This is a genomic window from Sorangium sp. So ce394, from assembly GCF_051474665.1.
GTDB lineage: Bacteria > Myxococcota_A > Polyangia > Polyangiales > Polyangiaceae > Sorangium > Sorangium cellulosum_D.
On the sequence record NZ_CP150339.1, the window covers coordinates 1,257,305 to 1,276,675 of the forward strand.

Genomic DNA, 19,371 nt, shown 5'->3' on the forward strand with positions numbered 1-19,371 from the left:
CGTCACCTCTCCTCCAGCGCGGCCGCCCGGAGGGCCACCGGCGGCCTTCGATCGTCCCCCGCCGCCGCCCCCAGCGGCGCCACCGCCTGGACTGGGGCCCAGTCGAAATCGTAGTACGTCATCGCACCTCTCGAGTCGGGCAGGTCGCGCCGGGAGAAGCGCGGGAATTTCAGCACCGCCATGCGCATCCGCACGGCGGCGGTGCGGTTCGGACCGAACAGGCTGTCGCAGTGCGCGGAGCCGGCGCGCTCCAGGACGAGCTTCCCGAGCTGAAAGCCGGCGTCCTGCTCTTTCTTCACCTCGTCCCGGAGCCTGTCGACCACCTGCTCCTCGGGGGCCTCCGCGCCGCCTCCGCCCGCCTGCGCGCGGGCGCGATGCTCCTCGAGCTTCTTCGCCATCTGCAGCGACGTCGGATCGGCGCTGTAGATCAGGCGCGCCGCGCCGGTCACCGATCGCCCGAGGCGCGCCGCGGGGCCGAGCCGGTCGTCCAGGTGGGCTTCCCAGTAGGGGGTCGTGATGTCGATCCACCCGGTCTCGGTCGCGCCGCCGTCCGGCTGGCGCAGGCGGCAGGCGACCATGAGGACGCGCGTGTCGGTGATGGGGTCCGGGGCGAAGAGGTGCCAGTTCTGCTGGAGGAGCGGGTGCATGTATCCGTCGATGAGCCGCGCGAAGCGGAGCTTGAGCGGGTTCTGCGGCGTCAGGTACGAGAGCGTCATCGCGAAATGAAATGCGAGCGCCGCGGCGAGCAGCGCGGGCGCGGACGTCGAGAGCACGCGGAGGGTTCGGCGCATGGGTTCGTCCATTCCGGGTTCGGGGTCGTCGGAGAGGAGGCCGCGCGCGGCGCTCCGCCCGCGCGCGGCCCGTGAACGGCGGCGGCCCCGGCGGGCCGGCCGAGATAGCTAGTTGTCGAAGAGGACGTCCGCTCGACCGCACGCGGGCGCGTCGTTCATCGCGATCCTCCGCCAGCCTCCGATGCCGCGGCCCCCGAAGCCCTGCGCGTTGGCCGTCGAGACACCGACGTTGCCGATCCCGCCGGCCTGGGCGACCGCCGCCTGGGAGACGACCCCCGAGGTCCCGATCGCGATGCCCGCGAGGCCCACCTGCGTCGTGGTGGCCACGTTGGCCGCGGGGTACCCGTAGTACGCCACCCTCTCCGGCGTCGCGGCGCTCGCCTCCGCGCCGAGGACGGGGCGAGCCTTCATGCTCGAGGCCGCGGGCGTCGACGCGTGCGCCAGCGCCATGCCGACGAACAAAGACAACCCCGCGAGCGCCGTGATGATCTTGCGTGTCATGCTCTTCCCTTTCCGTTCAATCATGTGATGGTTGCAGCGGCCCGACATGCCAGCTGCGATGGTCGAGCCCCGCGGAGCCCCGCGTGACTGCGGTGCTCCGCGGGCTCTGCGCGTCAAGCCAACTCGCAGCTCATGGTAGGCTCTCTGTCTCTGACCAAGAGCACGCGCCGTGCCGGACGCCCTCTCCGCGGGCGCAGCGCGCGCTCCGCCCGCTGGCCGAGCCCACCTGCAGGCCGCGCCCGCTGGGCCGCGCGCTCGGGCTGCCGGGCGGCTTGCGCGGTCGAGCAAACCACCACGCGCAGCGGCTTGCTCGGCGCGTCGCGCGCGGAGCCGCGAGGTCGCCCCGAGCGGCGGTGAGGCGGCGCGACAGGCGAGCTCGACCCGCGCAGCCGACCTGGCTCCGCCGCCCGAGCTCGGCGGGCGCGCGCGGGACAGCGCCCCTTGGACGGCCCAGGCGCCGCGATCTCGGCCGCGCGCCGCGCGGATCGGCACGCCGCGTGCCTCGCTCCTCGACCATCCACGATGTCCAGCCGTGGAACCATCGCTGGACAGGAGGAGTGAAGATGCGCGCTACGCTGCTATCGGTGGTGATGATGTCAATCCTGCCCGCCCCCACGACGCTCCGGACGAGCGCGAGCGCGGGGGCCGCGGACGGCGAATCACGGGGGTCGACCGGCGCAGGCGACCGTGGTCCCTCGCGCGCCAGCGGAGCTGACGCCGCGGCGGCGGTCGAGGCGGACTCGGTGGCTTCGTGCGTCGTCAGCTGCCCGAGGGGTGATCGAGAGATCTCGTGCCCTGATGGAGTGTGTCAATGCTACTGTGACGCGGGCGGCGAGCCGGTCTGCAAGTGTGGTTGACCGGCGGATCGGCGCGGCGGCGCGGCCCTCGGGGGAGCGCCGCCGCGCCGCGACGAGGGCCGCGCCGCCGCGCGGGCGCGGCCGCTCAGGCGCGCGCGAAGGCGAGCAGGGCGCGGCTGACGCGCTCGCGGTGGGTGACGAACAGCCCGTGCGGCGCGCCCTCGATCACGAGCAGGCGGCTGCCCGGGATGAGCGCCGCCGTCTTCTCGCCGGTGAGCGCGAGCGGCGCCGACGCGTCGCGGTCGCCGTGGATGACGAGGGTCGGCACCGCGATCCGGCGCAGCTCGTCGCGGAAGTCGGCCTCGACCGACGCGCGGTTGCAGTCGAGCAGCGCCTTCATCGAGCACTGGAGCATGAGGTGCTGCACCCAGTCCCTCATGGCCTGCGACGTCTCGGGCACGAAGAACGGCGGCGCGTTGTCCGCCAGCCATCTCGGGTAGTCGGCGCGCATCGCCGCGCGCGCCTGCTCGACGAGGCGCCGATCGAGCCCGTCCGGGTTGTCCGCCGCCCTGAGGAGCATCGGCGTGGTGGGCGCCAGGAACACGGCGCGGGCGATCCGGCCGTCGCCGTGGCGCGAGAGGTAGCGCGCGATCTCGCCGCCGCTCATCGAATGGCCCACCAGCGTGACGTCCCGCAGATCGAGCCGCTCCAGCACCGCGGCGAGGTCGTCGGCGAGCGTGTCGTAATCGTAGCCCCGCCCCGGATCGCTCGAGCGGCCGTGCCCGCGCCGGTCGTAGGCGACGCCGCGCAGCCCGTGATCGACGAGGTCGGCCATCTGGTAGCCCCACATCTCGCTGCTCAGCGCCCATCCGGAGAGGAACAGCACGGGTTTGCCCGCGCCCCAGTCGCGGTGGAACAGGCGCGCGCCGTCCTGCGCCTCGATGAACGGGCCGGCGGCGGGCCGCGGCCTGCTCCGCGCCGGCCGCGGCTCTCCCGGGCTCGCCGCCGGGCCGGCTTCGGGATCCACGGGTGCGGCCGGCGTGTCGATATGCTGTTCCGTCATTGCGGTTCTCCTTCCTCGTCGCGCGTTGTGAGGAGGAGTTGAACCACGCCGCGGGCGGGGGTCGATTACCTGCCAGGTAATGGAAGAGCGCGAGCCGCCGCTCGAGGGCTGGCGCGGCGGCGCGGCCCGGCCTGGCGGGCCGCCGAGGTACGGCCAGCGGGGACCTGCGCGCCGGGGCTGGCTCGATGGAGGTGAGTGGAGGCGCGAGGAGAGCCGGGGGAGGCGCGCGTGGCTGCGTCGGTTGCGTCGGTTGCGTCGGTTGCGTCGGTTGCGTCGGTTGCGGGCGATGAAGCGAGCGTGGTACTTGTCGCAACCATGAGGTCTGGGGGATCCTTGCTCGCCCTCGTCGGCGCGTGCGTCGGCTTCGCGTGCGCGTGCTCGGAGACGCCGCGGCCGGCGGCGGGCCCGCGGACCGCCGGCGCCGCGAGCGCGCAGCCTGCGCGCCCTCGGGTCCCGATGTACGCGGCGGCCGACCTGGAACGGATGGCGCGCATCGCCGCCGCGCGCTGCAAGAAGGCGAGCACGCCGTCGGACGCCGCATGTCTGCTCACCCAGGCCTCCATGTTCCTGAGGTACCCGCCCGGGGATCCCGACTGCCGCTACGTCGCGGGGACCGCGCTCTCGGTCGCCGAGTGCTCGCAGTTCGAGGAGGGTTGCATGAGCGTCGATCCCGGCGATCTCGTCCGTCAGCTCGACGCCTTGCAGGGCGCCGGCAAGGACTGCCAGCGCGAGCCGACCGACGCCGAACGGGCCGAGGTGCTGCGGCTGGCGGGCGCGAAGTGATGGACGGGAGCGGCGTCGCGCCGGCGCGCTGCCGAGGGGGACGGTGACCGCCGCGCGCGCGCGGGCGGCGCCGTCCGCCGCCTCGACCGATGCGCTCGCTCGCTCGCGTCGCCCCATCGCCAGCGGCATTGAGCGTGAGGGCGCGCACCGCGCCTCGCCGCAGAGGAGCTAGCATGGTCCGCATGAGCGATCTCGGCCTCAAGGGAGCGAGCCCCGATGTACGTGACGAGCCCGACGGCATCCTGCATGTGACGATCGACGGCGAGTTCAGGGAAGAGCGACTGCGCGCCATCTTTGGCGTGTTTCGGCGGGTGGCGGAGAGCGGCCGCGAGGTGCTGGTGCTCGCCGACATGCGTCAGGCGGGCCTTCTCACGGCGCCGGCTCACGGCGCCGGCGCGCAAGGCGACGACGGAGGAGGTGCGGAGCACGCGCGTCGATGCGGTCGCGATCCTCGGAGCGAGCTTTTCCCTGCGCGTCGTCCTGGGGCTCCTCGCGAAAGGCGTGCAGATGCTCACGGGACGGCCCTACCCGCAGCAGTTCTTCGACACCGAGGGCGAGGCGCGCGCGTGGTTGCTCGCCCAGCGAGACGCGCTCCGGCTCAGGGCGGGCTCGAGCGCATGACGCCCAGCAGGGCGCAGGTCGGCGAGCTCGCGGCGGTCGACGCCCACGCCCGTGCGGGCGCGCACAATGCGCCCGAGAGGCGCTAGCATGCTCAGCATGAGCGATCTCGGCCCCGAGGACGCGAGCCCCGAGGTTCATGAAGAGCCCGACGGCCTCCTGCGCTTGACCATGCGCGGCGAGCTCACCGAGGACCGAGCGCGCGCGGTCTTCACTGTCCTCCGGCGGGTGGCGGAGAGCGGCCGCGATGTCCTGGTGCTCGCCGACGCGCATCACATGGGGATCATCCCGCCGCTGGCGCGCAAGGTGTTGACCGAAGAGGTGCGGAGCGCGCGCATCGATGCGGTCGCGCTCGTCGGAGCGAGCTTCTCGGTGCGCGTCATCGTGGCGCTCCTCGCGAAGGGCATCCACATGATCACAGGACGGCCCTACCCGCAGCAGTTCTTCGCGACGGAGGACGAGGCGCGCGCGTGGCTGTTCGCTCAGCGAGACGCGCTCCGGGCCGCCCGGCGCCAGGTCACCTGACGCCGCCTGCCGCGTGCTTCGCGGCGTCCGGCGACGGCGCCGCGGCCGAGCCCTCGATGCCGTCCTCAGGCCTGGGGCGGCAGCTCGTCGAACTGCGGCACGTCGCCCGTGATCCGGAACCAGCTCGCCTTGGAGCCGACGAAGATGTGCGCCGCCGGCCGGATGCCAGGATCGGTGTCGAGCGTGCCCGCGGGCACCACGGCGAAGCCGCGCTCGGGCGACAGGCGCGGCGCCGCGCCGCCGCAACCCGTGCAGAAGGCCACGCTGAAGAACCGCGCCTCGGGCAGCTTGTAGCTCGCGACCTGCGCCTCGCCGCGGACCCAGCGGAACCTGTCCAGGGCCACGAAGACGTTGGCCGCGTGCGCGGCGCTGCGCCCGCGGCGGCAGCGCGTGCAGTGGCAGTACATCATGCGCAGGGGCGTACCGTCGAACTCGAACGCCACGTCGCCGCACAGGCAGCTGCCCTGGGTGACTCCCTCTCTGGCCTCGACCGCGGGGCGCTCCACGACCGGCGCCTGGGTCCCGGGCGGCCACTGCTCGAACTGAGGCAGGGAGTCCGTGATCGTGTACCAGGGGGCCTTGGAGCCGACGAACTGGTGAAACTGCGGCTCGATGCCGAGATCGCCCTCGAGGTTGCCGGCATGGACCAGCGCGAACTGCCGCTCGTGGGAGAGCAGCGGCGCGGCCGCACCGCAGGTGCCGCAGAAGAAGCGATGAGGGCTCGCGCTCGACGCGCGGACGGCTTGCTCGCCGGCGAGCCAGCGAAAGCCTGCCAGCGGCGCGACCGCGGCCGTGGCGAACGCCGAGCCGTGGAACTTGCGGCACAACGAGCAATGACAGTTCAGCATGATCTGGAACGTACCGTCGATCTCGTAGCGGACCGTTCCGCATAGACACGCGCCCTTGGTCATGGTCGTACCTCCCGTGGTCGTGCGTGAACCGTGTGCGCCGGCGCGATGACCGGGGCGCGCACGGTAGCACGGCGGCGGCTCCTTGCTCGTCCTCGCCGGCGCGAGCGCGGTCCTCGCGTGCGCGCGCTCCGGCCCGGCGCGCGCCGCGAGGATGAAGGGAAGGGCGTCAGGGGCGCTGCGCTGGACGCGCCGTTGCGCGCATGGTTGGAACCGCGGGCGACGGCCGCCGCGGCCCGAGCCGCGCCGCGCATCCCCCTCCATCGCCCGGAGCCCGCATGGAACCGCAACACGCCGAAGACATCTCCGTTCTCGCCTCGCAGCTGCACCGGCTCCGCCGCGACGTGCGCTGGCTCAAGGTCTACGCCGCGCTGTCCACGCTGGCCATGTGCGCGGTCGCGCTGACCGCGGCCCGATCGCTGGGCACGGGCGAGGAGCTCACCGCCGAGCGCATCAATGTGGTCGATCCCAACGGGGCGACGCGGCTGGTGATCGCCAACGCCGAGCGCTTCCCGTTACCCAGGCTCGCCGGCAAGGAATACCCGCGCGCGGTGCATCCGGCCGGTATGGTGTTCTACGACGCCAGGGGCAACGAGGTCGGCGGGCTGGCCATCACCGACGCGGGCACGGGCAAGGTCGGCGCGCTGGCGCTCGACTATCCCAACTACGACGCGATGGGGCTGGTGACGCGCATCAGCCCGGACGGCGCCGACGCGCTGGCCGGCTTCCTCATCAACTCGCGTCCGCCGCAGGACCTGGACGTGATCGCCGCCGGCAAGGTCGCGCAGCGCCGCATCGCCATCGAGAACCACAACGAGGACGCGCAGATCGTCCTCTCCGACCCGCAGGGCCGCGAGCGCATCATCCTGGGCGTCGACCGCGACGGGCAGGCGCGCATCCAGATGCTCGACGCACAGGGCAAGGTGACGTTCCAGGCGCCGCAGTGACGCGGCGGAGGCGTGCGCTCGGCCCGCCGGCCGTCCCGGTGGCGGTGCGGGAGGTCGAGCTTGCCGACGCGCGAGGTCGGCGACACGACGCCCCCCTGCGGTACGGACGCCGCGCGCATCAATGCGCACATGCTATGCGGTCGGCATGCGAGCCCTCGTTCCGTTGCTCCTCCTTGCCTCGGCGTGCACCCCCGCCGCGCCTCCCTCGCCGCCAGGCTCCGCCGAAGGGCAAGCGCGCCAAGGCCGTGGTCGCTCGTGCTTACGCTGTGGTCGCGCTCGAGCAGCGGGACCTGCGCGTGCGGATCAGAGCTCGGACGCCACGCTCACGATGGCCCCGGTGATGCGCGACAGATCCTCCGGCGCGATGATGTAAGGCGGCATCGTATAGACCAGCTTCCCGAACGGCCGTAGCCAGACGCCGCGCTCCACGAACGCCGGCTGCACGCGCGCCATGTCGACGGGCCGCTCGAGCTCGACCACGCCGATGGCGCCGAGCACGCGCACGTCGGCCACCGCGTCGAGGGCGCGGCAGGGGGCGAGCTCGCGCTTCAGCTGCGCCTCGATGGCCGCGACGCGCGCGCGCCAGGGCGAGTCGAGCAGCAGCCGGACGCTGGCCAGCGCGGCGCTGCACGCGAGCGGATTGCCCATGAACGTGGGGCCGTGCATGAACACGCGCGGATCGCTCCCGGCGATGGTCTCGGCCACCCGCTCCGTGAAGAGCGTGGCGGCCAGGGTCATGGTGCCGCCGGTGAGGGCCTTGCCCAGGCACAGGATGTCCGGCGCGATGCCCGCGTGCTCGCAGCCGAACATCTCCCCGCTGCGGCCGAAGCCGGTCGCGATCTCGTCGAGGACGAGCAGCACGTCGTGGCGGTCGCAGAGGGCGCGCAGCTCGCGCAGGTAGCCCGGGTGGTAGAAGCGCATCCCGCCGGCGCCCTGCACGACGGGCTCGAGGATGACGGCCGCCACCTCGTGCGCGTGCCGCTCGAGCAGGGCGGCCATGCTGCCCAGCGCTTCCGGCGACCAGGGCGCGCCGAAGGCCGGGCCGGGCGCCGGGGCGAACAGGTGCTGGGCGAGCGCGCCGCGAAACAGGTGGTGCATGCCGTTCACGGGGTCGGTGACCGCCATCGCGCCGAACGTGTCGCCGTGGTAGCCGCCGAGCACGCTGACCAGGCGGCGCTTCTCCGGCTGCCCCCGCGCGATGAAGAACTGCAAGGCGAGCTTGATCGCCACCTCGACCGACACGGATCCGGAGTCGGCGAGGAAGACGCGCGTCAGCGGCTCGGGCGTGAGCGCCACGAGCGCCTCGCACAGCTCGACCGCGGGCGCGTGGGTGAGGCCCCCGAACATGACGTGGCTCATCCGCCCGAGCTGGGCGCTGATCGCCGCGGTCAGCGCCGGGTGCCCGTAGCCGTGGATGGCGGCCCACCAGGACGACATGCCGTCGACGAGCTCGCGGCCGTCGGTGAGGGTGAGGCGCACGCCCTCCGCGCGCTCGACGGCGAAGAGCGGCGCGCTCGAGATGGGCGCGGCGTAGGGGTGCATCACGCAGCGGCGGTCGCGCGCGACGAGGTCGTCCCCGCTAGCCACGGCGCCCTCCTCCGGCCTGCCGAGCCGACGGCGTGCCGTCCTCTTCGCGTCGAAGCGGGCTGCGGCGCGCGAGCGCGCGGGTTCCTCGGGGCTCGACCGTTCGCCAGGGCATCGCGGCGCGTCTAGCCCAGAACGCGCAGCGCCACCAGGGTCCGCCGGGCACGGGCCTCCCTGCCCAGCGCCGCCGCGCCCCGGCGGCCCCGGACCGGCGCCGCCGCCGCCGAGGCGCGAGGGCGCGACCCCCTTCGTACGATTCCTCGAGCGGGCTGTAACGTTCGGGCCCTCTCCGAGACTGTGCTCGTAGCGGGATGAGCCGCCGTCGCGCCGGGGACACGCCCGGGCGCAGGGGCGCGCGCATTCATCGCACGTCGAGACACCTGATGACGTCGCGCTCGAGGAGAGCCAGGCGACGATGAGGAGACATCCATGAACGGTCTGCTTCGCAAGGTCCTGCGGTTTGGCACCATGATCTCGGCCGCGGCGCTCATGTCGTCCGCGCTCCCCGCCTGCGGCGGCGGGGACGGCGACGGCGCGACCGGCGCCGGCGGCCCCGAGGGATCGGAGAAGAATACGTATGTCCTGGTCCACGGCGCCTTCGTGGGCGCCTGGGCTTGGGACAAGGTGGTGCCGCTCCTCGAGGCCGGCGGCAACGAGGTGATCGCCCTCGATCTCCCCGCGCACGGCGAGGACCGGACGCCCCTCGCGAGCGCCAGCCTGCAGGCCTATGCCGACGCCGTGGTGGAGGTCATCGACAGCGCCTCGCGCCCCGTGATCCTCGTGGGCCACAGCATGGGCGGCATCGTGGTGAGCCAGGCGGCCGAGCAGCGGCCCGACAAGGTGAAGACGCTTGTCTACCTGACCGCGTTCCTGATGAAGGACGGCCAGTCGCTGAACCAGGAGTGGGCCGACGACGCGGGGGCGGAGATCAAGGCGTACGCGGCCCCGTCGAGCGACGGCACCTCGCTGAGCTTCAAGGAGGGGTGGGCCGAGGACGCCTTCTGCCAGGATTGCTCTCCGGAGGACATCGAGGCGCTCGAGAGCCACCTGCGCGAGGAGCCCGCCAAGCCGTTCGACGAGCCCATCCACGTCACCGAGGAGCGGTGGGGGAGGGTCCCGCGGGTCTACATCGAGGCGCTCCAGGATCTCGCCATCAGCCCTGCGGAGCAGAGGCAGCAGTACACGGCGTTGCCCTGCGAGAAGGTGATCTCGATCGACGCGGGCCACGCCCCCTTCCTGACGAAGCCGAAGGAGGTCGCGGACGCGCTGACGTCGCTGTGACCCCGGCGGCGGCCGCCGTCCTCCCCGGGGCGAGCCGCCACGGATCGGCGTCGATTGCTGGGGGGCTCGGCGGCGTGGTACCGTCCTCCGCGTGTCCCACGACGCTCTGGCCGGCGCCGGCGCCGACGCCGACGGCACTGCGGCCGCACCGGCGCAGCGCGCATCGGCCGAGATAGGCCCGCTCCCCGCGACGGACGGCGCGGCCGGCTCCGCGGCGTCGGCGGACGACCTCGCGCTCGTCCGCCGGCTCCTCGCGGGCGACGAGCAGGCCTTCGAGCGGCTCGTGACCCAGCTCCACACGCCCATGCTCCGGCTCGCCCGGGCCATCGCCGGCCCCGCATGCGCGCAGGAGGTCGTCCAGGAGACCTGGGCGGCGGTCTTCGACGGGCTCGTCCGCTTCGAGGGGCGCTCCGCGCTGAAGACCTGGGTGTTCCGGATCCTCACGAACCGCGCCAGGACGTGGGGCGCGCGGGAGAAGCGCACGGTCCCCGTCTCGTGGCTGGAGGACGGGGATCGGGGCGGCGAGCCCGCGGTCGAGCCGGCGCGATTCGACAGCACGGGCGACTGGGTGAGCCCGCCTGTCCCCTGGACGGAGCAGAGCCCGGAGGGGCTCTTGCTGCGCAAGGAGATCGGCGCCGTGCTCCAGCGGGAGATCGAGGCGCTGGTGCCTGGCCAGCGCGCGGTGGTCCTGCTGCGCGACGTGGAGGGGTGTCCCTCCGACGAGGTCTGCGAGATCCTGGGCATCAGCGAGGCGAACCAGCGGGTCCTGTTGCACCGTGGCAGATCGAAGCTCCGGGCCGCGCTGGAGCGATACCTGACGAGGGGGTGAGCGCGCATGGTCGTCACGTGCTGTCAGCTGACGGAGATGATCACCGACCGGAGCGAGGGAAAGCTGTCCTCGGAGCAGGAGGAGGGCTGCGCACGGCACCTCGCGTGGTGCGATCGGTGCCGGACCTACCTGCGGCAGATGGAGCTGACGATCGACGCGCTCCGGGGGATCCCGGGCGAGCCGCTGCACGACGAGGTCCGCGCCGCGCTGTTCGCGCAGTTCCAGCGGCGGAAGACGACCGCCGACTAGCACCAAACGCTCCCACAGCTCTTCGCGCTGCCAGAACCCACTTCCGCGGCATTTGGCAGCACAGGCCGTGCGTCTGACGGCGTGCGGCCCCTGGCATCGAACCCCATCACGACGCGGCGCCCGCCGAGCCACGGCAAGCCGACCCCTGCCGCATTGAAGCGTTGGACCAGCGGGCGGAGCCAGGCTCGATGCGGCAGGAAGGCCAGCACGACGAGCAGGTGCGAGGGCGTGAGGATCAGGTCGGCGTCGCGCATCAGGACCCAGCGCCGCAGCGTGCGCGGGTGGGCGAAGTGGAAGCGGGGGGGCAGAGCGTCGCCCAAGGCGCGGAGCGCGTCCCAGGCGAGCGCGGCGAGCCAGGCGCAGAGCGCGAGCGGTCCTTGGCGAAATCCGGGGCGGTCGGGACGGCCGCGCTTGGGATAACCGCTCGCCGACGTGTCGAGCCAGAGGTCGTGCACGCCGATGCGGTGGCCCTGCTCGTGGTGCTGGCGAGTGCGGTACTCGTGCAGCAGCTCCAGGGCCGGCGTCGTGGTGTCGTGCAAGATGAAGAGCGCGTGCCAGCGGTCCTTGCCCTTCATCGCGTGCTCGCGCACGACCACGGTACGCAGGGGCCGAGCGATGCCGCGGATCGTGGTGGTCGTCTCGGCGAGCTCGATCCTCTTGAGCTTGGCGCCCTTGTACCGGCCGGGCTCCTCGTAGGGGGTGAAGCGCGTTCGCGGCAATCGCTTCCAGGCATCGACGTAGCCCGGCCGACGAGGCGCGCGGATCAAGAACACGGTCTTGCCGAAGCGGTCGAGGCGCCGGAGGCCTTCGTTGGTGGCGGATGCGCCTGCGTCGATGATCAAGCGCAGCTGACGGACTCGGACGCACCGACGCACAGCGCGGAGGAAGCCGAGGGTCCGATCGATCAGCTTGCCGTTGCCGCGGGTAACAACGAGCCCGAGGAAACGGCGCGCCTGGGGCCAGTGCAGGAAGAAGAGCTTCTCGGCGCGCATCTTCTTGTTGCGGAGGGTATGGAAGCCCTTCGGGATCTTGAACTTGCGCGTGAAGCGGGCGACGACGTGCTCGTCGAGACTCAGTGTCACCCTGCGGTTTCGCAGCGCGCCCCACGCCTCGGTGGCGCGCGTGAGCTTCTTGACCCCTTCGGTCGTCACCGCGCGCACCAGCCCACCGAGGCGAGACCGAGAGATGACCTTCTTGCCGCCGGACAGGATCGCGAAGCCCGGATCGTCGAGGGTCTCGAAGTGAAAGATGCGCTCGATGCCCAAGGCCGCGCGGAAGAACAGCGACAGCGCAAGGCGCCGCGCCTTGTCCGCGCTTCCCAGCGCCCTGGCCAGCGTGCGCTCCGCGACGCGGCTCAGGGCGAGCGCGGCCGGCAACAGGAGGAAGGCGCCCCCGAAATGGGTGCGCCCGATGAGGTGGGGCGCGCGACATGCGCCTCCGCGCGATCGTGATCCGGGCGAAAGACGTACAGGCCGTAGGCGTCGAGAAACCGGCGGAGCGTCTGCTGCTCGATCTCGACACCGAGCTCGCGCGCGATGAACGCGACCACCTCGGGCTGAGTGCATCGCGGATGGTCGACGAGGTACTTCGCGATCGGACCGGCATGCTCCGGGCGCAGCCGCGGTTGCCGGTGCCGCCCGAGCTCCGCCCAGATCGATTCGAGCATCTGGTGGGCCGAGAGCGTGCGCACGGTGCGCATGGCCCGGTCGGTGCGACCGACCGCCGCGCCCACTTGCGCTGCGGTCAGGCCCATGTCCGCATGCAGGAGGAAATAGGCTGCGACGCGCAGCAGGATCGGCTGGGCCGCGATGGCGGCCCCAAACCGCACCGCCGCCTCCAGCAGCACTTGCTCCGACCGTGTCGACCCCTCCAGCACGTCCGCATGCTCGCGCTGCCAGCGTACCCACGCCTGCTGCGGTGCCTCGCTCGCCTGTGTCGTCGCCGTGTCCGTCGTCATGATGCCCTCCCTACGACGAGCATCCCACAGCGACGAAAGCCTGCAGCAGCCAGGCTCAGGCGACGATCATGCGTTGAGGCGGAAGTCGTCGGTGAACGCTCCGAAGGGATTGGGGGCGTTTGGTGCTAGCGCCGCGGGTCAGGAATCCCGCCGACGAAGTGTTCTAGAGCAAACAGCACATGATTCTCCCCAAAAAACGTGACCCACGGTTCATCACCATCCGCCGCGGAGGGCTCCTGGAGGACGGCACCCATCACGCGCTGGCGATCTGGGCCGCAGATTGCGCGGAGCACGTCATGAGGTTCTTCGATGACTGCAGGCCAGACGATGACCGGCCGCGCAGGGCGATCGCGCTCGTGCGGGCGTGGACCCGGGGCGAGGCTACGATGAGAGAGTGTCACAACGCGGCGTTCGCCTCCAACGCCGCTGGTCGCGACGCGCCTCCCGCCGCCCGGTTCGCCGCCCTCGCGGCGGGTCAGGCGGTGGCCGTGGCGCACGTCGCCGCCCATGAGCTGGGGGCCGCGGCGTACGCCATCAGGGCTGCCAGGGAGGCCGCGCCGCCGGGCCAAGGGGACGCGGCCGCGCGAGCCGAACGCGCGTGGCAGTGGGAGCAGCTGACCGACGAGATACGCGACCTCGTCCTCGACGATCAAAAGCTGCGAAACGCGCTCTGTTGGAACGTGTTCGTCGACTGATCCGACGCGCCGCCGCGAGGGAGATGATGGCCACTCCGACGTCAACGATGGGCGGATCCCCGGATGGCTCGACGACGACGTGTTCACCGGCTGGAAGCCGCCGAACGCGGACGTCGCCCAGGCCGTGCGCGACCGCGTGGTGGCCGACTTCGAGGGAGCAAACGGGGACGACGCGAAGCTCCAGGCCGGCCTGCAGAAGCTCATCCGGGCGCTCAGGAAGAAGACGGTCGAGGCCGGGGACGCCGGGAAGGGGTAATGTACCAGGGCGACGCGGCGACGGACCGCCGAGCGCGTAGTTTGGCGTCGGGCCACGCCATGTGTCACATCGTGGGCATCGCTCTCCTTTCGCTGAAGTGCGCAAGAGAAATTCCACGCCGTACCGGAGAGGACGCACTCCGGCTCTCGCCTACGGAACCCGATGCCTCCGTCCCGCAGGTGCGCCGTCCTGGATCTGGAGCGGGTGCCAATGGCCCGGAGGTCATCCGGGACAGGCTCCGCTCCTTACTCTGGGCTGCTGGATGCCTGCGCAGGGGACGTCAGCTACGATACCCCTGATCTCAACAAGGCCACACTCGGTTCGTCAGCATCCACGGCAGTGGTAGCTTAGGCCCGCTCCCGATTGCTGAGGGGTTCGGGAGCGGGAAGAAATCCTGGTCGAACGCATGGCGTGTCCTCTGACTCAGAACACCAAGCGGCGCGGTCGCGGCACAGTCTTTGCTCCGTAATCGAAATGCGACCAGCCAGCGCATGATGAGCATGCACTATGGCCAGTCGACGTTTATTCATGGAGCCAAAAATGAGAGCAAAGCTAGCCCTCGGAATCCTGTGCGCAACATTGGCGTGCGTCAGCGGAGCCGCGGCGTCGGAACCGCTGACTCCGCTGGAAAAGGCGTCGTATGATATTGGCTGGAATGCTGCAGAGAACGGCTGCAGGGGCGGACCTGGGGCATTTGGGGGATTCAGCGGGACCGGGATCGTCGCGGAAATCGGGAACGCGTGCCGAAAAGGATACGACGACTATCTCGAGGCCAATCGGGTTTGCGCGCAAGATCTTCGCGAGCACCCGGAGAGGCTTAAGAATATGTTGGCCGCGCGGGCGCGAATCTGCCCCTAAAGCTCTGCAGCCCGCTGCGCGATAGCGCCAACTAGGTCCCATTCAACGAAGTAGCCGCCTTATCGTCTGGGCGTTGAGCCCTTCCACGTGCCAAGTACTCGGCCGGAGCCATGTTCCCCTGCATGCATGTCGTACTCCCTCACCGAACAGTGTTGGGGGCTCCCAGGCCCCGGGGCCCGTTCGTGTGGTTCGGCGCCCTCCGGCGCTCCAGAAAACATTCCCGCCGGCATAACGCCCCCGACCTCCTCGACCGAGCTGGCGCGTCGAGCGCGCCAGGCGCAAATCGCGCTGATCCCGCCGCCGCGGCAGATTGCGACGTTCGCCCTTGGTGCAAAATTTCGGCGAGGCCGCGACGATGCGGGAGCGAATATTGCCGGGCGAATATGGCGGCATGGTAAGCTTGGGCATGCTCACCGAGGCGATGGTGATGCTCCGGAAGCGCCTTTGTTCCTTTGCGCCTTTCGAACGCGCTCTCCGGCGCTCTGCCCGGCCTCCTGGCTCCGTCCGCCCGGATTGACAGACCTGGCTCGCTTTGCTCCTCTACCCGCATGGGCCGCGAGGAACCCTCGCCGTGCGAGCAGCTGCGCCGGGGCGTGGACGCCGCGACGCCAGGGCGGTCGCCCCGCGCGGCGGCCTCGTCCCACCCGCTCGGCGCAGGCGAGATGATGATGATCGACGGCGGACCGCTGCGGTCCGTGCACGCGCCGCGTTCCGAGACCGGCGGAGGGCACGCCGTCCTGCTTCAGCTCGAGGGAGGCTGCGTCATCGAGCAGCCGGCGGGCGCCTGCGAGCTCACGCCCGGCTCGATGGTGATCCTCGACGACTCGAAACCGACGGTGCGCACGGCGAACGGCAGCAGCGACGCGCAGCGGTGGCTCTTCGCGCGCGTTCCATCGCGCACCTTCGGAGGCGGCATGTTCGAGCGCGCGCCGCTCCGCGTCATGACGAAGGACAACGCCGTCGATCGGCTGCTGCACGACCTCCTGTTGAACCTCTGGTCCTCGGCGCCCCACATCGACGGCGCGCAGCAGGAGGCCGGTCTGGCGGCGCTCGACGCCTCGGCGAGGATGTCGTCCGCGGCGCAGGACGCGCGACGGACCGCGCGCGTCCATGTCCGGGTCGAGCGCGCCATCGCGCTCATCGAGCGTGAGCTGGCGGATCCCGACCTGACGGCCGAGCGGGTGGCCTCCGCGCAAGGCGTCAGCCGACGGTACCTCGATGGGCTGTTCGCCGCGAGCGGATCGAGCGTCGAGGCCTGGATCCGAGAGCGGCGACTACAGCGCGCCGCGGAGGCGCTGAAGCTCGGCAGCCCGGACACGAAGCTCCTCGCGGTCGCGGTCGAAAGCGGGTTCTCCAGCCAGAGCCACTTCTCGCGCGCGTTCGCCCGTCGCTTCGGCATGACGCCCAGCCAGTGGCGCAAACGCACCTCGCTCGCCGTCGCCGCGGCGAAGCTCGGCGACGACGAGCCCTGGCGCTAAGGGCGGCTCGCGCGCGGGTCTCTGGCGCGGTACATCCTCTTCAGGACGCGAAGGCTCAAGAGCAGCGGGACGCTGACGAAGGCGACGACGAGGGCGGCTATCGCGAAGGCGCGAGCCGCCGACGTGAGGTTGCCGAAAGCGCCGATGTTGAACGTGACGACCGGCGGCACGAGGACGGCCGCGCCGAACATCGTCACCGCCACGGTCCGTACGGCGTCCACGGTCGCGTGGCGCAAGGCCCGCGCCGCCCCGAGCGCGACGCCGAGCGCCATGGCGCCGAGGAGCCCGATCGGGACGCGCGCCAGCGTTCGATAGGCGTCGGGCCCGAAGAGCCGCGCCGGCATCACGAAGCACGCGAGACCGAGCGCGAAGCTCGCCGCGCCGAGCGCGCCGATCACGACGCGGATCCAGGCGGGGGCCCGCGCGGGCGTCATGCGTCCTCCAGGACGAAGTCGAAGGTCGCGACCGGGGGCCCCGAGGCGGTCTGTCGGAGGTCGACGACGAGCCTCGGATTGAACAGGGGGTCGCGCGCATGGCTCTCCGCGTCCTCCGGAAAGAAGATCTGCGTCGTCAGGAGCTTCGTCTTCGCCCCCTGCGCCTTGACGTGGACATGAGGCGATCGGACCATGCCGAGGATCGCGTATCTTTTCGGTAAGACCGTGCTCACCTCGAACTCGCCGCCTGGGCCGGTGAACTGGTGGCCACGGTATCCGTAATCGACGTTATCGTACAACGCGTCCTCGTCGGTTTGCCAGAGGTCGATCACGGCCCCCGGGATGGGGCGGCAGCGCACGTCGAGCACGCGACCCCGCAGCACGAGCTCGCGGCCGCGGTGGTCTGGGCGCCGGAAGTCCCTCTTGAGCGGCGTGTTCGGGGCGTAGAAGGGCCCCTCCTCCGCGCGGTCCGTCGCGGGCTGGTCGGCGCACGCGGGCGTGGGCGCGAGCGCGACGACGGGCGGCGCCGGCGCCGACAGGTCATAGACGAGGGGCTGCGGGACGAGCTGCTTCGATGCAAACCCGGCGAAACCGAGCGCCGTGAGCCCGAGGCCGCCGAGGCCGGCCGTCAGGACGTCGCGGCGCGTGGGTCTGCCGTCGTCGCGCGCCGGGATCGTCGAGATTCTCGCACCCTCCTTCATGGCAAAGCTCCTTACCCCGCAACGGGTCGTCGAAGCATGCGGCAGGCGGAGCTCGGATGTTTGCTCGACGTGGAAGTGAAGACTTGCCCGAGGTGGAACGGCCAGCGCCGCCCGGGCGCGCGAGCTTCACGTCGGAAAGTCGGTCGACGCCGAGACCGCGCGCCACGCGGCGAGCTCCTGCGCCACGAGCGCGTTCTTCGCCTCGATCGCGGCGACGGCGTCGGTGCCGAGCGGCAGACGCAGCGGCGGGTTCTTCGCGCGGGCGAGCTCGACGACCACGCGGGCGAGCCGCACCGGGTCGCCAGGCTGCTGGAGGCTGACCTCCTTCGCGTAGCTCCGGACCTTGCCCGCGGTCTCCGCATAATCGTCGATGACCTTTCCCGTCGCCACGACGGACTTCGCCTCCAGGAACTCCGTGCGGAAGTAGCCCGGCTCGAGGATCGTCACCGAGATGCCGAGCGGCGCGAGCTCCGCGTGCAGCGCCTCCGAGATCCCCTCGACGGCGAACTTCGTCGAGCAGTAGATGCCGAACCCGGGCCCCGACCGGTAGCCGCCCACCGACGAGAGGTTCAAGATCAGGCCGGCGCGCTGCTTCCGGAGCTGCGGGAGCACGGCCCGCGTCACCGCGAGCAGGCCGAACACGTTCGTCTCGTAGACGCGCCGCACCTCGTCGCCCTGGGTCTCCTCGATCGCGCCGACGACGCCGTAGCCGGCGTTGTTCACAAGCACGTCGATCCGGCCGAACCGCGCGACGGCAGCCTCGACCGCGGCGGCGACGGACGCCTCGTCCGTCACGTCCAGCGCCACGGGGAGGAGCGCCTCCTGCCGCCCGAACCGGTCCGTGATGCTCCTCGGATCGCGCGCGGTGGCGACCACCCGGTCGCCGGCGGCGAGCGCCGCGTTCGCGATCTCCGCGCCGATCCCGCGCGACGCTCCCGTGATGAACCACACACGCTTGTTCTCGCTCGTTTCCATGGGATCTCCTCTTCGTGTCCGGGGGCTCTGCCCCCCTCGCACGAGTGAACATGCAGCATCCCGACCTTGAAGAAAATGCGCAGAACGCTTGAAGCTCTATGAACGTACGCTTCATAATCGGGCATGATCGACGCGCTCGACGGGCTCACGACGTTCCTCGCCGTGGGCCGCTGCAAGAGCTTCACCGCCGCCGCCGCCGCGCTCGGCGTCACCCCCACCGCCGTGAGCCAGAAGATCAAGCTCCTCGAGCGACGGTACGGCGTGGTGCTGTTTCAGCGGACCACGAGGCGCGTCGCGCTCACCGAGCCGGGCGAGAGCCTCTTTCGGCGCCTTCAGCCCGCGATCGCCGACGTCGAGGGGGCGCTCGCCGCGCTCGGCGACTACCGCGGGCGCCCCTCCGGGAACCTCCGCATCACCGCGCCGCGCATGAGCGGCGCATGGCTCCTCGCCCCGCTCGTGGCGCAGATGCGGGAGGCGTACCCGGAGCTGTCCATCGAGGTCTCGCTCGACGATGCCTTCGTCGACCTCGTGGCAGCAGGCTTCGACGCGGGCATCCGGCTCGGCGACGCGGTCGAGAAGGACATGGTGCGGGTCCCGATCACGAGCGACTCGTCGTGGTCGATCGTCGGCTCGCCGGCCTACCTCGCGAAGGCGGGGCGGCCGCGCGCGCCGGAGGACCTCGTCCGCCATCACGCCATCCGCCAGCGCCTCATCGCGAGCGGCACCGTCTATCGCTGGGAGCTCGAACGCCGGGGCAAGACGATCACGGTCGATGTCCCCGGCGGCATCGTCGTCGACGACATCGCGCTCATGGTCGCGCTCGCGTGCGCGGGGTCGGGCCTCGCGTACGTCCCCGACCAGGCCATCGAGCGCGACCTCGCCGAGGGCCGGCTGGAGCGCGTGCTCGAGGCGTTCATCACGAAGGGACCTGGCTTCTACCTGTACTTTCCGGCGCGCACCCAGGAGCAGCCGAAGCTCCGCGCGCTGATCGAGGGCGTCACGAGCGCTCGCGGGCAGAAGGCCAAGCGTCGCTCGGGTCGGACCGGCGCCTCCGGTGGCGAGGGCCCCGCGTGAGCCCGGACCCACCCGCGGCTCGGCGCGGCCGCGGCCGCGGCGCCACGCCGCCGACCTCGGCGCCGGC

At 71.6% G+C, this 19,371-nt stretch carries 21 protein-coding genes; 11 read left to right on the forward strand and 10 right to left on the reverse strand.

Annotation, left to right across the window (positions count from 1 at the left end):
• Positions 1–2: 2 nt before the first annotated feature.
• The 3 genes from WMF33_RS04650 to WMF33_RS04660 form a co-directional block, all read right to left on the reverse strand.
• Entirely contained in the window at positions 3–791 is a 789-nt protein-coding gene (locus WMF33_RS04650) for a DUF5819 family protein (RefSeq protein ID WP_437335993.1), read from the reverse strand.
• 108 nt (positions 792–899) lie between these two features.
• On the reverse strand, positions 900–1,292 hold the full coding sequence (locus tag WMF33_RS04655) for a hypothetical protein (protein ID WP_061629487.1): 393 nt from the start codon (positions 1,290–1,292) through the stop codon (positions 900–902).
• Between the two features lie 942 nt (positions 1,293–2,234).
• Entirely contained in the window at positions 2,235–3,152 is a 918-nt protein-coding gene (locus WMF33_RS04660; RefSeq protein WP_437335994.1) for an alpha/beta fold hydrolase, read from the reverse strand.
• 315 nt (positions 3,153–3,467) lie between these two features.
• Between WMF33_RS04660 and WMF33_RS04665 the strand changes: the two genes are divergently transcribed.
• The 3 genes from WMF33_RS04665 to WMF33_RS04675 all read left to right on the forward strand — a co-directional run bounded on the left by WMF33_RS04665 (position 3,468) and on the right by WMF33_RS04675 (position 5,078).
• Positions 3,468–3,935, forward strand: a complete 468-nt coding sequence (locus WMF33_RS04665; protein ID WP_437335995.1) for a hypothetical protein — start codon at positions 3,468–3,470, stop codon at positions 3,933–3,935.
• Between the two features lie 417 nt (positions 3,936–4,352).
• Positions 4,353–4,556: a hypothetical protein gene (locus tag WMF33_RS04670; RefSeq protein ID WP_437335996.1), complete on the forward strand. Its 204-nt coding sequence runs from the start codon at positions 4,353–4,355 to the stop codon at positions 4,554–4,556.
• A gap of 87 nt (positions 4,557–4,643) precedes the next feature.
• Complete coding sequence (locus WMF33_RS04675; RefSeq protein ID WP_437335997.1) at positions 4,644–5,078, forward strand: STAS/SEC14 domain-containing protein; 435 nt, start codon at positions 4,644–4,646, stop codon at positions 5,076–5,078.
• A 65-nt stretch (positions 5,079–5,143) separates the two neighbouring features.
• Here WMF33_RS04675 and WMF33_RS04680 read toward each other — a convergent pair whose 3' ends face one another.
• Positions 5,144–5,989, reverse strand: a complete 846-nt coding sequence (locus WMF33_RS04680; RefSeq protein WP_437335998.1) for a GFA family protein — start codon at positions 5,987–5,989, stop codon at positions 5,144–5,146.
• A 275-nt stretch (positions 5,990–6,264) separates the two neighbouring features.
• Here WMF33_RS04680 and WMF33_RS04685 point away from each other — a divergent pair, with 275 nt between their 5' ends.
• On the forward strand, positions 6,265–6,933 hold the full coding sequence (locus tag WMF33_RS04685; RefSeq protein ID WP_437335999.1) for a hypothetical protein: 669 nt from the start codon (positions 6,265–6,267) through the stop codon (positions 6,931–6,933).
• Positions 6,934–7,236: 303 nt separating this feature from the next.
• Here the strand turns inward: WMF33_RS04685 and bioA are convergent, their stop codons facing one another.
• Positions 7,237–8,520, reverse strand: a complete 1,284-nt coding sequence (bioA, locus tag WMF33_RS04690) for an adenosylmethionine--8-amino-7-oxononanoate transaminase (RefSeq protein WP_437336000.1) — start codon at positions 8,518–8,520, stop codon at positions 7,237–7,239.
• A 426-nt stretch (positions 8,521–8,946) separates the two neighbouring features.
• Between bioA and WMF33_RS04695 the strand changes: the two genes are divergently transcribed.
• The 3 genes from WMF33_RS04695 (at position 8,947) to WMF33_RS04705 (ending at position 10,876) form a co-directional block, all read left to right on the forward strand.
• On the forward strand, positions 8,947–9,798 hold the full coding sequence (locus WMF33_RS04695; protein WP_437336001.1) for an alpha/beta fold hydrolase: 852 nt from the start codon (positions 8,947–8,949) through the stop codon (positions 9,796–9,798).
• 91 nt (positions 9,799–9,889) lie between these two features.
• A complete protein-coding gene (locus tag WMF33_RS04700) occupies positions 9,890–10,627 on the forward strand; it encodes an RNA polymerase sigma factor (RefSeq protein ID WP_437336002.1) in 738 nt (245 codons plus the stop codon).
• 6 nt (positions 10,628–10,633) lie between these two features.
• On the forward strand, positions 10,634–10,876 hold the full coding sequence (locus tag WMF33_RS04705; protein WP_061622586.1) for an anti-sigma factor family protein: 243 nt from the start codon (positions 10,634–10,636) through the stop codon (positions 10,874–10,876).
• On the opposite strand, the gene WMF33_RS04710 is transcribed toward WMF33_RS04705, so the two are convergent.
• Both WMF33_RS04710 and WMF33_RS04715 read right to left on the reverse strand, forming a co-directional pair.
• Positions 10,873–12,252 carry a hypothetical protein gene (locus WMF33_RS04710; RefSeq protein ID WP_437336003.1) on the reverse strand — a complete coding sequence of 460 codons (1,380 nt, stop codon included), beginning with the start codon at positions 12,250–12,252 and terminating at the stop codon, positions 10,873–10,875. The two genes, WMF33_RS04705 and WMF33_RS04710, sit on opposite strands and share 4 nt — an antisense overlap.
• Positions 12,231–12,833, reverse strand: a complete 603-nt coding sequence (locus tag WMF33_RS04715; protein WP_437336004.1) for a hypothetical protein — start codon at positions 12,831–12,833, stop codon at positions 12,231–12,233. The genes WMF33_RS04710 and WMF33_RS04715 overlap by 22 nt, the downstream gene beginning before the upstream one ends.
• A 179-nt stretch (positions 12,834–13,012) precedes the next feature.
• Here WMF33_RS04715 and WMF33_RS04720 point away from each other — a divergent pair, with 179 nt between their 5' ends.
• The 3 genes from WMF33_RS04720 to WMF33_RS04730 all read left to right on the forward strand — a co-directional run bounded on the left by WMF33_RS04720 (position 13,013) and on the right by WMF33_RS04730 (position 16,120).
• Positions 13,013–13,528 (forward strand): putative immunity protein, encoded by a 516-nt coding sequence (locus tag WMF33_RS04720; RefSeq protein WP_437336005.1) that lies wholly within the window; start codon positions 13,013–13,015, stop codon positions 13,526–13,528.
• A gap of 79 nt (positions 13,529–13,607) precedes the next feature.
• Positions 13,608–13,784, forward strand: coding sequence for a hypothetical protein (locus WMF33_RS04725; protein ID WP_437336006.1), 177 nt, complete (start codon positions 13,608–13,610; stop codon positions 13,782–13,784).
• 1,406 nt (positions 13,785–15,190) lie between these two features.
• The gene (locus WMF33_RS04730) at positions 15,191–16,120 is read left to right on the forward strand and encodes a helix-turn-helix domain-containing protein (RefSeq protein WP_437336007.1); all 930 of its coding nucleotides are present in this window, start codon (positions 15,191–15,193) and stop codon (positions 16,118–16,120) included.
• On the opposite strand, the gene WMF33_RS04735 is transcribed toward WMF33_RS04730, so the two are convergent.
• The 3 genes from WMF33_RS04735 to WMF33_RS04745 form a co-directional block, all read right to left on the reverse strand.
• Positions 16,117–16,554, reverse strand: a complete 438-nt coding sequence (locus tag WMF33_RS04735) for a hypothetical protein (protein ID WP_437336008.1) — start codon at positions 16,552–16,554, stop codon at positions 16,117–16,119. The two genes, WMF33_RS04730 and WMF33_RS04735, sit on opposite strands and share 4 nt — an antisense overlap.
• Positions 16,551–17,255, reverse strand: coding sequence for a hypothetical protein (locus WMF33_RS04740; RefSeq protein ID WP_437336009.1), 705 nt, complete (start codon positions 17,253–17,255; stop codon positions 16,551–16,553). The genes WMF33_RS04735 and WMF33_RS04740 overlap by 4 nt, the downstream gene beginning before the upstream one ends.
• A gap of 126 nt (positions 17,256–17,381) precedes the next feature.
• Positions 17,382–18,230, reverse strand: a complete 849-nt coding sequence (locus WMF33_RS04745; RefSeq protein WP_437336010.1) for an oxidoreductase — start codon at positions 18,228–18,230, stop codon at positions 17,382–17,384.
• A gap of 123 nt (positions 18,231–18,353) precedes the next feature.
• On the opposite strand from WMF33_RS04745, the gene WMF33_RS04750 reads away from it, so the two are divergent.
• Positions 18,354–19,304, forward strand: coding sequence for a LysR family transcriptional regulator (locus WMF33_RS04750; RefSeq protein ID WP_437336011.1), 951 nt, complete (start codon positions 18,354–18,356; stop codon positions 19,302–19,304).
• Positions 19,305–19,371: the final 67 nt, after the last annotated feature.

What these genes read in the sequence shown, in the direction of transcription:
- WMF33_RS04730 (WP_437336007.1), top strand. Translation starts at nt 15,191, where the DNA reads ATGGGCCGCGAGGAACCCTCGCCGTGCGAGCAGCTGCGCCGGGGCGTG.
- WMF33_RS04675 (WP_437335997.1), top strand. Translation starts at nt 4,644, where the DNA reads ATGCTCAGCATGAGCGATCTCGGCCCCGAGGACGCGAGCCCCGAGGTT.
- WMF33_RS04655 (WP_061629487.1), bottom strand. Translation starts at nt 1,292, where the DNA reads ATGACACGCAAGATCATCACGGCGCTCGCGGGGTTGTCTTTGTTCGTC.
- WMF33_RS04740 (WP_437336009.1), bottom strand. Translation starts at nt 17,255, where the DNA reads ATGAAGGAGGGTGCGAGAATCTCGACGATCCCGGCGCGCGACGACGGC.
- WMF33_RS04650 (WP_437335993.1), bottom strand. Translation starts at nt 791, where the DNA reads ATGCGCCGAACCCTCCGCGTGCTCTCGACGTCCGCGCCCGCGCTGCTC.
- WMF33_RS04685 (WP_437335999.1), top strand. Translation starts at nt 6,265, where the DNA reads ATGGAACCGCAACACGCCGAAGACATCTCCGTTCTCGCCTCGCAGCTG.
- WMF33_RS04715 (WP_437336004.1), bottom strand. Translation starts at nt 12,833, where the DNA reads ATGACGACGGACACGGCGACGACACAGGCGAGCGAGGCACCGCAGCAG.
- WMF33_RS04695 (WP_437336001.1), top strand. Translation starts at nt 8,947, where the DNA reads ATGAACGGTCTGCTTCGCAAGGTCCTGCGGTTTGGCACCATGATCTCG.
- WMF33_RS04660 (WP_437335994.1), bottom strand. Translation starts at nt 3,152, where the DNA reads ATGACGGAACAGCATATCGACACGCCGGCCGCACCCGTGGATCCCGAA.
- WMF33_RS04720 (WP_437336005.1), top strand. Translation starts at nt 13,013, where the DNA reads ATGATTCTCCCCAAAAAACGTGACCCACGGTTCATCACCATCCGCCGC.
- WMF33_RS04750 (WP_437336011.1), top strand. Translation starts at nt 18,354, where the DNA reads ATGATCGACGCGCTCGACGGGCTCACGACGTTCCTCGCCGTGGGCCGC.
- WMF33_RS04735 (WP_437336008.1), bottom strand. Translation starts at nt 16,554, where the DNA reads ATGACGCCCGCGCGGGCCCCCGCCTGGATCCGCGTCGTGATCGGCGCG.
- WMF33_RS04745 (WP_437336010.1), bottom strand. Translation starts at nt 18,230, where the DNA reads ATGGAAACGAGCGAGAACAAGCGTGTGTGGTTCATCACGGGAGCGTCG.
- WMF33_RS04705 (WP_061622586.1), top strand. Translation starts at nt 10,634, where the DNA reads ATGGTCGTCACGTGCTGTCAGCTGACGGAGATGATCACCGACCGGAGC.
- WMF33_RS04665 (WP_437335995.1), top strand. Translation starts at nt 3,468, where the DNA reads ATGAGGTCTGGGGGATCCTTGCTCGCCCTCGTCGGCGCGTGCGTCGGC.
- WMF33_RS04680 (WP_437335998.1), bottom strand. Translation starts at nt 5,989, where the DNA reads ATGACCAAGGGCGCGTGTCTATGCGGAACGGTCCGCTACGAGATCGAC.